At 33.1% G+C, this 13,726-nt stretch carries 7 protein-coding genes; 6 read left to right on the top strand and 1 reads right to left on the bottom strand.

The features are described from left to right. Positions 1-10 precede the first annotated feature (10 nt). The 4 genes from GSY47_RS09015 to GSY47_RS09030 all read left to right on the top strand — a co-directional run bounded on the left by GSY47_RS09015 (position 11) and on the right by GSY47_RS09030 (position 8,725). Positions 11-2,002, top strand: a complete 1,992-nt coding sequence (locus tag GSY47_RS09015) for a redoxin domain-containing protein (protein ID WP_179005817.1) — start codon at positions 11-13, stop codon at positions 2,000-2,002. A 17-nt stretch (positions 2,003-2,019) separates the two neighbouring features. Continuing rightward, positions 2,020-3,411 carry an alpha/beta hydrolase family protein gene (locus tag GSY47_RS09020; protein ID WP_179005819.1) on the top strand — a complete coding sequence of 464 codons (1,392 nt, stop codon included), beginning with the start codon at positions 2,020-2,022 and terminating at the stop codon, positions 3,409-3,411. A 267-nt stretch (positions 3,412-3,678) separates the two neighbouring features. Beyond that, a complete protein-coding gene (locus GSY47_RS09025; protein ID WP_179005821.1) occupies positions 3,679-5,748 on the top strand; it encodes a protein-disulfide reductase DsbD family protein in 2,070 nt (689 codons plus the stop codon). 154 nt (positions 5,749-5,902) lie between these two features. Then, positions 5,903-8,725 carry a M16 family metallopeptidase gene (locus GSY47_RS09030; protein ID WP_179005823.1) on the top strand — a complete coding sequence of 941 codons (2,823 nt, stop codon included), beginning with the start codon at positions 5,903-5,905 and terminating at the stop codon, positions 8,723-8,725. A 109-nt stretch (positions 8,726-8,834) separates the two neighbouring features. Here the strand turns inward: GSY47_RS09030 and GSY47_RS09035 are convergent, their stop codons facing one another. Continuing rightward, a complete protein-coding gene (locus GSY47_RS09035) occupies positions 8,835-9,761 on the bottom strand; it encodes a hypothetical protein (RefSeq protein WP_179005825.1) in 927 nt (308 codons plus the stop codon). Positions 9,762-9,955: 194 nt separating this feature from the next. On the opposite strand from GSY47_RS09035, the gene GSY47_RS09040 reads away from it, so the two are divergent. After that, positions 9,956-11,362: a glycine-rich domain-containing protein gene (locus tag GSY47_RS09040; RefSeq protein ID WP_179005827.1), complete on the top strand. Its 1,407-nt coding sequence runs from the start codon at positions 9,956-9,958 to the stop codon at positions 11,360-11,362. 177 nt (positions 11,363-11,539) lie between these two features. After that, a complete protein-coding gene (locus tag GSY47_RS09045) occupies positions 11,540-13,633 on the top strand; it encodes an alpha-L-fucosidase (RefSeq protein ID WP_219071240.1) in 2,094 nt (697 codons plus the stop codon). Positions 13,634-13,726: the final 93 nt, after the last annotated feature.

Here is a 13,726-nt window from a genome sequence, read left to right on the forward strand (position 1 = left end):
AATAACAGACATGAAAAATATCAAACTGATACTATTACTTTTTAGTATCACTACCACTTTATTTGCTCAAGAAATGGCGATTAAGCTTTCGCCAGAACATCCAAATCCAGGAGACGAGGTTACATTAACGTATGATGCGTCTAATGGACCGCTTGCCAATGCGAAATATGTAAACGGAGTCGTATATACTTATGATAACTTTAAATGGCTTATAAACGATATCACTTTGAAAGCTGATGGAGCTAAAAAATGGACTACAAAGATGAAGCTTTCAGATCACGCTTCTTTTATCAACTGTGTTTTTAAATCGGATACCATTGTAGATAGAGGAGAAAAAATGCCTCATGCTTATATGTTTGCACAAGTTCCAGGAGCTTACACAGGCTGGGGACTTTTACGAAGCAGAGCATTTATGGATGAAGTTCCAAATGTCGTGCACGATAGTGCTTATATAAGAGATGAAGTAGGTTTGATGTGGATTAAATACGAATTGCAATACCATCCTGAAACACGTAAAAATGTTTTCTCTTATGGTTTAAAATTCAAACAACAGTCAACTGAAGGAGATGTGTCACCGATTTTCAAGAAAGAACTTCGTTTTATTTTGAGTGAAAATAACTTAAGCAACGTTACACAGTATCAAATTCAGAAAACATTAGGTTTAATGCCGCAACCAGCCAATAAAGCCTTCACAGATTCTGTTCAAAAGGTTTTAGTGACTAAATATCCAAATGGCGTTTGGGCTCGTGATTTAGAGATTAAAAAAATATTCAATGAGGCTGATTTCAATAAAAAAGTAGCTTTATACAATGCCTTTGAGAAAAATTTTCCGCAAAGTAACTTTCAAGATGTTTTAACTGATACAGAAGCACTTTTTTACGATAAAATGTACAAGGCTATTGCTTACAATTATATCGTAAAAAACAAAGATTACAATTATGCGATCAATAATGTAAAAAAAGCTTCGTACGGAATTGTATTAGATTACGCTTGGCATTTAGTATCTATTCCGTTTGACAGAGATCAGGAAGGAAGCGAAAAAACATCCTTAGAAACATTGAAAAAATATGCAGATGTTATTTATCCAGAATTAGAAAGCAGAGAAGCATTTGTTCCAAAGGAATATGCACAGAAATTATCATTGAAAGAATGGCAGGAGCAATGTTTGAACTTTGGAGCTAGAGAGTTTTTTACGTATGCAAAACTTCAGGAAATTTTCAAAAATTATGATTTAGAAAGAAAATATTTGGACAAAATAAAACCTGTAATGCAGTTTAAAAATGCTTCTTATAACGAAGTATATTCAAGAATGCTTTTAAGAGAAGGAAAGACCGAAGAAGCTAAAGCTTATATTTTAGAAGCAGCAAAACAAAACCAAGTTACGCCTGTAATAATTGCAACTTTAAAAGATTTGTATTTAAAAGAAGGTAAAAAAGAAGCTGATTTCGAGACTTACTTAAATTCTTTAAAAGCAGATAAAAATGAAGAGCATAAAAAGAAATTAATCTCAGAATTAATCAATCTTCCAATTGATGGATTTGAAATGGAAAGCAGCCGTGGCGGAAAAGTAAAATTAGCCGATCAAAAAGGTAAAATTGTAGTTTTAGATTTCTGGGCGATGTGGTGCGGGCCTTGTAAAAATGCAATGCCAGGAATGAATATGGCAGTAAATAAATACAAAGCCGATGATAATGTGAAATTCTATTTTGTAGATACAATGGAATACATTAAAGATTTTAAAGCGCAGACTCAGGCTTTCATTAAAGAAAAAGGTTTTGATTTTACAATTCTGTATGATAGTAAAAATCCAAAAACAGGAAAATTCGATGCGGTTTATGATAAGTATTCAAAAGCATTTCACTTCTCTGGAATTCCTGAAAAAATGATCATCGACCAAAATGGAAATTTAAGATGGATGTCTAATGGTTATTTTGGAAGCCCAAGCGAATTGGTTGACGAAATTTCGATTATCGTTGATTATTTAAAAGCTGAGAAAAAATAATTTAGTTAAGTTATAAAATGAAAATTGTTAATTTTTTATATCTCAGTATAGCAGTATTGTGCTGTCAGATTGGTTTTTCACAAACCATCTGGCAGGGACAGTACCATTCGTACCGAATTGTGGTGAAAGGCGATTTTGATAACGCGAAAGATTCCCTTTTGTTAAGTATCCCAGAACAGCAGTACGAATCGATAAAGGTTGGAGTTCGTAAAAATAAGGATAGTATTTCCTTTAAAAATGAAATGTATAATTTCTCTTTTAAAGGAAAGTACAATGCCGATAAAACTGCAGTTGAAGGAGTTTTTAATCATTATTCAATTCCAAATGCAACGGTTGTTTTGAAAAAGCAAAACGAAATAACGCCTTTGTTTTTTGCACAGCATCCGCAGAAACCTTATCCGTATCAGGTAATTGATATGACTTTCTTAGGGAAAAATACAAAACTTACTTATGGAGGAACATTAACAATTCCGAACAACAAAAAGAAATATCCTTTAGCCATTTTAATTTCAGGAACAGGACAACACGATCGAAATTATACTTTTATGGGAAGAGAATCTTTCACGGTTTTGGCTGATTATCTGGCAAAAAACGGAATCGCTTCTTTACGTGTAGACGACCGTGGATATGGAAAAACTACTGGAGATTTTGAAAATGCCACAACAGGAGATTTTGCTAATGATGTTGAAGAACAAATCGCTTATTTAAAAAGTGATAAAAACATAGATCCCTCTTTTATTGGAGTAATCGGACACAGCGAAGGCGGTATGATAGCCTCAATCGTAAGTTCACGAAATAAAGATGTAAAATTTATGATTAGTCTTTCTGGTGTTGGGGTAAGCGGATTAGAAATGTTGAATCTGCAGAATACAGCCATTTTAAAAAGCTATAAATTCTCAGATAAAGTCGTAGCCAAACAGATGGAAATGTACAACATCATGTTCAACGTAGTTTACAATACCAAAGACAACGAATCGACAAAACCGGCAATGGAGATAAAACTAAAAGAATGGATGCAGCAACAAGACACCACAACTTTAAAAGAAGTACAAATGTGGGATGGACGTGACCAGACTTTCTTATACCGTTATGGAAAAGATGCCGATAGAAAATGGTATCGTTACACGATTCATTACAAACCAGAAAACTTTCTGCCAAAGATTACAGTTCCGGTATTTATAGCAAATGGAGACAAAGATATTCAGGTTCCTGCTGTAGAGAATATCCAATCTTTCAAAAAATATTTGGGAACTAAAGATTTAACTACAAAGATTTATCCGGGTTTAAATCATATGTATCAGCATTGTAAAACTTGTACGCAAGGTGAATCCAAAGAACTTGATGAAGTTTTTGCCCCTGAAGTTTTAGATGATATTGCAAAGTGGATTTTGGCTCGATATAAAAAGTGATTGTAAATTCTTAAAACACATAGAAACATAGATTTTATTTTTTTTGAAAAGAGTATAAAAGAGAAACTCGTTTCTCAACACATAGCTTTGTGTAAGTATTGTGAGAACTTTGTTAAAGTTCAAAACTTTGACAAAGTTTAAAGATCTATATCTATGTTTATTTAAACAAATGAAATGCCTTTTATAGACAATCTAAGTCCTATGATTCTATGTGTTTAAAAACAACATTTAGATAAAAAAATACAATAAGTATATTTCTCTAACATCATGAAAAAAATATTCCTTTTTATCGCAATATTCTTTGCGATAAGCAATCTTACTGCCCAAATTTACGATCCCGTTTCATTTACTACTTCAGTAAAAGAAATAGGAGAAAACAAATATACTTTGAGTATAATTGCTAAAATTGATAAAGGCTGGCATATTTATTCTCAGAACGTTCCATCTGGAGGACCGGCTCCTACAAGTTTTACTTTTCCAAAGTCTAAAAACTACAAGACAATAGGTTCTGTAGTCGAGCCTGCAGGACATGAAGTAGACGATCCTGTTTTTAATATGCGAATTAAATACTTTGCAGATAAAGCAGTTTTTACACAGAATATCGAAAGAAAAACAAACGATGCTTTTACTGTTGATGCCGTAATATTTTTTATGGTCTGCAACGATAACAGCTGTCTGCCTCCAGGAGAAAAAGAAGTAAAATTTACCTTCAAAAAATCGGATGTACCAGTTAAAAACGAAGAATTAGCAAGTACAGCTGCAGAAGAAAAAAATACAGATTTGTCTCCAAAAGACGAATCAATTACTAAACAGGATACCACAAACAACACAACAGATTCTGTTAGCATTGCCAGCAAGGATACTCCTGAAAAATTAGACTTGCCAAAAGAAATTTCTTCAGGAAAAACAGCCCCTGAGGAAAGTTTATGGACGCTATTTTTCTTCAGTTTTTTAGGAGGTCTTGCGGCTTTGTTTACCCCTTGTGTATTCCCGATGATTCCAATGACGGTAAGTTTCTTTACCAAACAAAGTAAAACCAAAGCGGCCGGAATTAGAAATGCTATCATGTACGGAATTTTTATTATCGTAATTTATGTGATTTTAGGAAGTTTAGTAACAGCAATTTTTGGTGCAGATGCTTTAAATGCCCTAGCAACAAACGTTGTTTTTAATATTGTTTTCTTCCTGCTTTTATTGGTTTTTGCCTTGTCCTTTTTAGGCGCTTTCGAAATTGTATTGCCAAGTTCATGGCTGACTAAAATCGATCAGAAGTCGGAAATGGGAGGTGCTTTTGGTATTTTCTTTATGGCATTGGCATTGGCCGTTGTTTCCTTTTCTTGTACAGGACCCATTGTTGGGACTTTATTAGTTCAGGCGGCAAGTCAGGCAGGAATTGCTCCGATTGTTGGAATGCTTGGTTTTTCATTAGCGATTGCATTGCCGTTTGCCTTGTTTGCTGCTTTTCCGGGCTGGATGAATTCACTTCCAAAATCAGGTGGTTGGTTAAACTCCGTTAAAGTGGTTTTAGGATTTTTAGAATTGGCTTTAGCCTTTAAATTCTTAAGCAATGCTGACTTAGTTTTACAATTGCATTTATTAGAAAGAGAAGTATTCCTAGCCATTTGGATTGCCATTTTCACGGTATTAGCTTTTTATTTATTTGGAAAAATCCAATTGTCGCATGATTCGTCCATAACTCATATTTCTGTTGGAAGACTGAGTTTAGGAATTATTGTTTTATCATTTGTAGTTTACATGATTCCGGGACTTTGGGGCGCTCCGTTGCAATATATCAGTGGCTTTCCGCCGGCAAAACAATACAGTGAATCACCAAATGGCTTCGGAAATGTCGTAAGTCAAAACAATGAAAAAACAGCGTTGCCAGAAGGTGCAGAAAGCGGTCCAAACGGAATTCCGACTTTTCATAATTATGACGAAGGATTAGCTTACGCGAAAAAAGTAAACAAACCTGTAATGATTGATTTTACTGGATATGCCTGTGTAAACTGCCGTAAAATGGAAGAACGTGTCTGGCCGGATCCAAAAGTTTTGAATGTCCTAAATAATGATGTGGTTCTAATTTCCCTGTATGTGGATGATAAAAGACCTTTACCAAAAGAGGAACAAGTTACTTCCAAAATTACAGGCAAAGTCCTAAAATATACAGGACAGAAATGGAGTGAACTTCAGATTCTGAAATATAAGACCAATGCACAGCCATATTACGTTTTAATGGATCATCAGGAAAATGATTTGAATAAACCATCGGCTTATAATCCAGATATAAATGCTTATTACGAATGGCTTCAGGAAGGAGTCCGGAATTTTAAAAAATAATTTGGGACACGGATGAAACGGATTTACTTCGTAAAGACGCTGATAAAAACGGATTTTTTTAAATATTATACTAAAATCAGTGAAAATCCGCGTTTTCGCGAAAGCGAATCCGTTAAATCCGCGTACCAATCAACCCAAAAATAAAAAGTATCAAATGAAAATTTTTCAATCAAAATATTGGCTTTTTGTCCTTTTAATTGGATTTAAAAGCGCCGCTCAATTTTCGACTACAGTTCCGTTGAGCAAAGATGTCGTTTCGGGCAAATTAAAGAACGGAATGAAATATTATATCCTGCATAATGAATTTCCAAAAGACCGTGTCTGTTTTTATTTCGCTCAAAATGTCGGTGCAATTTTAGAAAATGACGATCAAAATGGATTAGCGCATTTCTTGGAACACATGGCTTTTAACGGAACACAAAACTTTGAAGGAAAAGGTATTATTGATATGCTGGAGAAAAAAGGAGTTCGTTTTGGTGCCGATATTAATGCTTATACGGCACAAGATCAAACGGTTTATAATTTAAGTAATGTTCCTGCAACAGATTCAAAATTAATTGACTCTTGTCTTTTAGCATTGCACGATTGGTCAGGTTTTCTTTCTTTAAAAGATTCAGAAATTGATGCAGAAAGAGGCGTAATTAGAGAAGAATGGCGTACCAGACGTGATTCTGATTTCAGACTTCGTTTAGAAACCGATAAAACATTATATAAAGGTTCTAAATATGCAAAACGAGACGTAATTGGCGATTTGAATATTATTAATAATTTTGATTATCAGGTTCTTAGAGATTATTATAAAAAATGGTACCGCCCAGATTTACAAGCTGTTATTGTAGTTGGAGACATTGATGTAAAAGAAATTGAAAAGAAGATCATTGAAACTTTTTCTTCTATTGAAATGCCTAAGAATCCAGCGGAACGTTATTATGTTTCGATTCCAAAAAATAAAGGAATGGAATATATTTTGGCAAAAGACAAAGAAGCGCAGGAAACTTCAATTATTCTTTACTACAAAAAAGACTATGATAAAATAAAGAATAACGAAACGATCAGAAGAGATTTGGTCAATAATCTGGCAACCGATATGATGAACAGACGTTATCAAGAATTCATTCAAAACAATGAAACGGCTGTACTAAAAATGGCAACTGGACCTTCGGAAGTTTCAAGACTAACCAATTCGCACAGTTTATATGTGGTTCCAAAAAACAATAAAACACTGGTAGGTTTCAAAGAAATGATGACTGAAACTGAAAGAGCGATTCGTTATGGATTTACGCAGAAAGAATTAGACCGAAACAAAGAAAGCGTTTTGAGTTATTATGAAAATCTGCTTCAAAACAAAGACAAAATTGATAACGACGAATTTTCAGAAGAATTGGTGGAGTATTTCCTGAAAGCTGTTCCTTTTGAAAGTATCGATACGCAATATGAAAACATCAAAAAGAGATTAGCTTCTATTACGCTTGCAGAAATCAATCAGGCCGTTAAAAAGCTTCAGACAACTGATAATATTGTGATGACGGTTACAGGTCCAGATAAAAGTGATGTAGTATATCCGACAAAAGAAGATTATATGAAAATCATGGTAGAAGTTAAGAAAATGTCTCTGGAAAAATACAAAGAAACCGATACAGATCAGCCTTTGATTACAGCAGAATTGAAAGGTTCTAAAGTGACAAAAGAAACGCCGATTGAAGGAATAAAAGGAGCGAAAAGTTATGTTTTAGGAAATGGAGCCAAGATCGTTTTATATCCAACAACATTGGCAAAAGATGAAGTTTTATTTTCTGCTTATAGTTTAGGAGGAAGTTCATTAATTAAAACAGAAGATATCCCGTCTTCTCAAATTGCGGTGAGTTTGGTAGAAAGTTCGGGCTTAGGCACATTCAAAAGCACCGATTTGAAAGATAAATTAAATGGAAAAATTGCCAATGTTAAACCCTATATCTCAGAATTAACAGAAGGTTTTCAAGGTTCCAGTAACCAAAAAGATTTTGAGACTTTATTGCAATTGGTATATCTGTATTTTGAACAGGCAAGATTTGATAAAGAATCGTATACAAGAATGCTGACCGGTTTTAGTAATTCATTAGAAAACGCTGCCAATACCAATCCGAAGGTTTTTCAGGATACTATTTCGCAGTTAAATTACAACCATAACAAAAGAGTTCCTTTGTTGAATGAAGATTTTCTGAAAAGATTAAGTTTCGAAAAAGCTTCGGAAATCTATAAAGAGAGAATTCAAAATGTAGCCGATTTTACTTTTGTATTTACTGGAAATCTTCCTAATAATGCCATTGCATTACTTGAAAAATATATTGGAAGTATATCATCAGATGCAAACAAAAAAGAAAATTTTGTAGACAATCATTTAGATCCTGCGCCTGGAATTGCTAAACAATTATTGGTTCGCGAGATGAATGTTCCAAAAGCGAGTGTTTACATTCGATTTGTAAAACAATTTCCGTACAACTATAAAAATGTATTTACAATGCATATTTTATCTGAATTATTGTCTAAAAAATACCTGGACTTAATTCGTGAAGAAGAGGGCGGAAGTTATGGTGTTCATGTCTCTAATTCAGTAAGCCGTCTACCGTCTGATGAATATTCAATGACGATTAATTTTGATAGTGATCCTGCAAAAGAAGAAAAACTAACGAAAATTGTTTACGAGCAAATCGCTTTAATGCAACAAAAAGAAGCGAAAGAAGAAGACATTCAATCGGTTAAAAATACGGTTTTAAAAGCTAGAGCAGAAAAAGTCCTGACAAACGGATTCTGGCTGAGCAGTTTAAATAATATGATTTTGCATAATGAAACGTTCAAAGACGACGTTATTTACAAAAAAACTTTAAACGAAATCACAGCAGCTGATTTAAAAGCTTTCGCTAAAGAATTCTTTGCAAAACCAAGTACAGTTGAAGTAATCATGAAATCGAAACCGCAGGTTGCTGGACCACAATATTAGCATACATTGGTTTTTCATTTGTTTTAAGAAGTATTTTGAATTAGTAAGCTTATACAACTAACTTGAAAAACCTACAGAGAGCTGTCATTATTGACAGCTCTTTTTATGTTTAACTATTTCTCTCAAGAAGATCAAGTAAATCTTTAGGAAGTTTAATTGTTTTGTTGTCAGCAACTTTTTCACTTGGAAAAAGATAGAATTTATTGTTATGCAACCAATAATAATTTAATGTAATATTTCCAGGATCTTCGTGATAAAATTTTTCATTGTCAGGATTTATAATTTCAATTAGTTCTAAAATATTTCCGTTTTCAATAGGACAAGCTAAGGTTGTTCCTTTAGTTGGAATTGAAATTAATGTTCCAAATTTTCCTTTGAGATATTCTGATTCATTTTTTAAATTTAACATGTATGAAGCACTATAGTCGCCACTAAAGAAAGTATAGATTTTAAAATTTTCATGTAAATCATAAACTTTTGTTTCAATTTCATCTGTTGGAATATTATTTATAGCAATTTCGAAAAGTTCTTCTTCAGTTTGTTCCCATTCTAAAGATTCATCTCTTCTTACATAATGAAATTGCCCTTCAAATTCTAATATTAAGAAGGTGTTGGTTTCTGGAAAATCAACTCTTGAAATGTAATTTTCAATTCCATTCGGTATAATGAAGCTTTCTCCTTTAATTAATACTCTTAAAAATTGAGAGGCATAACTAAAATCTTTATATAAATAGTCAAATGCGGATGGATTGTACTTCAATTTATTGAAATGCTCATAAATGATGTTTCTCCAATTGCCATCTTTATTGCCGGAAAGTGTTCTAACTAAATTATCAAAATAGCGATGTTGAACTTCACCACCAACTTCAGTAACAATTTCTCCTTCATCTATTTTGCTAATTACAAATCCGTTTTCTTCGTGGTATTGAATAGCAGTATTCATAACAAAATTATATTCTTCTTTTGTTACAATTCCTTTGTACATATCTGGTAAATTATAACCAGTTTTCTTTTTGAAGATATCTAAGAATCCCATTTTTGTTTTGTTTGATTGAATGCAAATATAAATTTTATTTGTAAATAAAATCTTAAACAATGATTTGTTATATAAAAGATCTTTATACTATTATTTTGTTCATTTAAGTAATTAAATTTATTTTCTCAACTTAATTTGTCAGACAAAAATTACCTGTTATATTTGACGTAATTTCAATGATTAAAGATTTCTTTATGGATAAAATTCTTTGGGAAAAAGTTCAAGGTTTTGAGTTTGATAATTTACAAGATCAGTATGGTTTTTCTACAAGATTGGCGCTTGAAAATCATTGGACATTATATTTTACTCAAGTTGCTTTGTTGGAGTATAAAAAGTTTATGTTTCTGGCGGCGACGCAAAATGAAATGGTTTCACCTTCAGAAATTGTTGATATTGTCTGGCATCAGCATTTGATTTTTACCAATTCCTATACCGATTTCTGCAGTCTTTTAGGAAAAAGAATCGAACATATTCCGTCGACTCATAATAGAGCTGAGTTTGAAATGTTTAATAAAGCGAAAGAACGTACAAAAGAATTATACGAAAGTAATTTTGGAAAACAGCCTTTAGAAGTTTGGCATTATACCAATGAACTAGATTCTTTAGAACTTGAAAACAGTAGTTTTAATGTTGCTACACTTCGAAAAAACTTTTTAAAGTACTCAATAATTGCTTCGATTCTAGTTTGTCTGTTGATTTTTCCTATCCTAATAAAAATTAAAAATCCAGATTTTTTAATTGGTTATTTTATATTGTTTTTTACTGTTATTCTGTTGCTGGAGTTTTACATCAGAAGAAGTTTTCTTTCTTTATATAATAAAATTAAATCCAATCCAATTGTTCAAAATCTGTCTGCTTTGGAGCTGGTTTTCTTTAAAGAAGGTAAATTAGAAAAAGTGATTCATGGCGTTGTCAATAATTTGATTCAGAATAAAAAAATTAGAATTAGAACAGACAACAGGTTAGAATTACTTGATAAAAGTTTAGGGGATAATAAATATGAAAACTGTGTAATTGAATTTATGAGAGATTCCGAATCTGTTTCTTATAAAGATTTATGTCATACTGTAAAACAGAAACCCATTTTTGACCAATTACAAAAAGCAACTTACAGAATTAGAAACAGGGTTATTACCTCAAAAGACTTTGCATTTATTGCTACTTCTGTGATGGTTGTTTTAGGAGTATTGCTCAGTATTATCTTCAGCCGGTTTATTACAGGAATTTGGAGAGGTAAACCTATAACATTCTTATTGTTTTCCATTGTTCCTTTAGTTTTAATTTCGATTGGCTATATCAATAGACTCACAACTTTTATGTTTTCTAAGGTTATTTCATCTGCATTAAAAAAAGAAATCAGAAATAATAATGAAGTCCAAAACAATTGGGAGTGGAATTATTTTTTGTATGGAAGTGTAGTACTTTCCAGTTTTTTTATTCCAATAGCTAATAGTACAAATTCTAATACTAACAACTTTTTCAGCACAGATTCGGGGACTTCAAGTTCGTCCTCATCCTGCGGTTCTTCGTGTTCAAGTTCTTCTAGTTCCTGCGGAAGCTCTTGTGGAAGCTCATGCGGTGGCTGTGGAGGTGGAGATTAAAAAGTGAAGTTTTCATTGTTTTTCATTTTAGAATGATGAAAAGAAATTTAATTTCTTAAATCGATACATTTAAAACCCAAAACGCTATTAAATCTGCTGTTGGTCGAAATTCTATATTTTAGAAAATCAATTTATAGTACATTTATGTTTTATAGACTCTTTTAACGCAGCTCAGCAATGAAAAACATTTACCTTTCTTTATGTCTTTTTGGTGTAATTTTTAGCAGTTTTGGACAGGAATTTGCCAATGCGCCAAAGCCTTTTGGCCCAGTTCCAACGCAAAAACAAATCGACTGGCAGGAAATGGAATTTTATGCTTTTGTACATTTTTCATTAAACACCTTTACCAATAAAGAATGGGGTTTTGGAGACGAATCGCCGGAACTTTTTAATCCGTCGCAATTAGATGTTCGTCAGTGGGCACGTGTGGTAAAAGAAGCCGGAATGAAAGGAATTATTCTGGTTGCGAAACATCATGATGGTTTTTGTCTTTGGCCTTCGGCTTATACGGAACGTTCTGTAAAGAATTCACCTTGGGAAAATGGAAAAGGAGATTTGGTAAAAGAATTGGCTGCTGCCTGTAAAGAGTACGATTTAAAATTAGGATTATACCTTTCTCCTTGGGACAGAAATCACCCGCAATATGGCAAACCGGAGTATATTACTTATTTCAGAAATCAGTTAAAAGAATTATTGACGAATTACGGCGATGTTTTCGAAATGTGGTTTGATGGTGCAAACGGCGGCGATGGCTATTATGGAGGTGCAAACGAAACTAGAAAAATCAATACGTTAACTTATTATAATTGGGACGAGACTTATAAATTAATTTACAGTATCGTACCAAAAACGTTGGTTTGGGGAGTTGGTCCATCTGAAGCAAGATGGATTGGAAATGAAGAAGGACGCGCAGGAAAAACCAATTGGTCTTTATTACGCCAGAAAGATGAATTGGCTGGAAAAGTACATTATACAGAATTTATGTCTGGACATGAAGACGGAGAAAAATGGGTTCCGGGAGAGGCAGATGTTTCCATCAGACCGGGATGGTTTTATCATTCGGTTGAAGATGATAAAGTGCGTTCGCTTGACGAAATGGTAGATATTTATTATGAGTCAATTGGACGAAATGCGACATTATTATTAAATCTTCCTGTTGACAGAAGAGGTTTGGTTCATGAAAATGACGAAGCAAGATTGAAAGAACTCGTTGCGACAATTAAAGCCGATTTTAGCAAAGAACTTTTAGCAGGAACTCAGGCTCAGGCTTCGAACATTCGTGCAAACGATCCTAATTTTGGTCCTCAAAATGTGATTGACGGAAATAAAAATACCTATTGGGCAACAGACGATAAAGTAAAACAAGCTACAGTTGAATTTACGTTTAAAAAACCAACGGCAATTAATAGAGTTTTGCTTCAGGAATATATTAAATTAGGACAGCGTGTTAAAGCATTTTCTATCGAAGCAAAAATTGACGGACAATGGAAAACAATTGCCAATGAAACGACAATTGGTTACAAAAGAATCCTGCGTTTAGATCGTGTTACTGCAACAGCGCTTAGAGTTAATGTTTTAGATGCAAAAGCGGGATTTGTAATCAGTACAATCGAAGCTTATAATGCACCGACTTTTGTAAAAGAACCACATATTGGCCGAGATAAAAATGGTTTGGTTACGATTAAATCGGAAGAAGGAACTTCGATTTATTATACTTTGGATGGAAAAACACCTTCAGAAAAAAGTACTTTATATAAAGCACCATTTACTTATAATAAAGCGGTAGAAATAAAAGCTATTGCAAGAAATACGAAAGAGAAAATCAACAGTGTGGTTAAATCAGCAAAATATGGTGTTTCTAAAGAAAAATGGAAAATTGTTTCAGTTTCAAGCGGAGATGATAAATCAGCAGAAAGAATTATTGACGGCGATGCCAATACCGATTGGGCTTTTGGAAATGATGAGAACAAACTGCCACAAACTGTTGTTATAGATATGGGAGAATTGGTCAGTATTAAAGGTTTTACCTATACGCCGCAACAGGTTGGCAACAATTTAAATTTGATTTCAAATTATGAATTGTATACAAGTGTTGACAATTTTTACTGGGACAAACAATCAGAAGGAGAATTCTCTAATATTAAACACAACCCAATTGAACAAATTAAGAGTTTTTCTACGGTTAAAGCAAGATTTTTGAAATTTGTCGCTACAAGTGCTGTAGGAAAAGCACAAACAGTTTCAATTGCTGAAATTGGAGTTGTTGAGTAAAAGGCTTTTTATAAATAGGAAACTACTTAAAGTTTCCTATTTTGCTTTCTGCCGAACGTTAGCCGTTATTAGTCGAATTTTTGGTAATAACGG

Origin of the sequence: Flavobacterium quisquiliarum, from assembly GCF_019308285.1 — a bacterium.
Classification (GTDB): Bacteria; Bacteroidota; Bacteroidia; order Flavobacteriales; family Flavobacteriaceae; genus Flavobacterium; species Flavobacterium quisquiliarum.

Bases quoted from the DNA above. Each gene is read 5' to 3' on its own strand.
- GSY47_RS09015 (WP_179005817.1), top strand. From the start codon at position 11: ATGAAAAATATCAAACTGATACTATTACTTTTTAGTATCACTACCACT.
- GSY47_RS09020 (WP_179005819.1), top strand. From the start codon at position 2,020: ATGAAAATTGTTAATTTTTTATATCTCAGTATAGCAGTATTGTGCTGT.
- GSY47_RS09025 (WP_179005821.1), top strand. From the start codon at position 3,679: ATGAAAAAAATATTCCTTTTTATCGCAATATTCTTTGCGATAAGCAAT.
- GSY47_RS09030 (WP_179005823.1), top strand. From the start codon at position 5,903: ATGAAAATTTTTCAATCAAAATATTGGCTTTTTGTCCTTTTAATTGGA.
- GSY47_RS09035 (WP_179005825.1), bottom strand. From the start codon at position 9,761: ATGGGATTCTTAGATATCTTCAAAAAGAAAACTGGTTATAATTTACCA.
- GSY47_RS09040 (WP_179005827.1), top strand. From the start codon at position 9,956: ATGGATAAAATTCTTTGGGAAAAAGTTCAAGGTTTTGAGTTTGATAAT.
- GSY47_RS09045 (WP_219071240.1), top strand. From the start codon at position 11,540: ATGAAAAACATTTACCTTTCTTTATGTCTTTTTGGTGTAATTTTTAGC.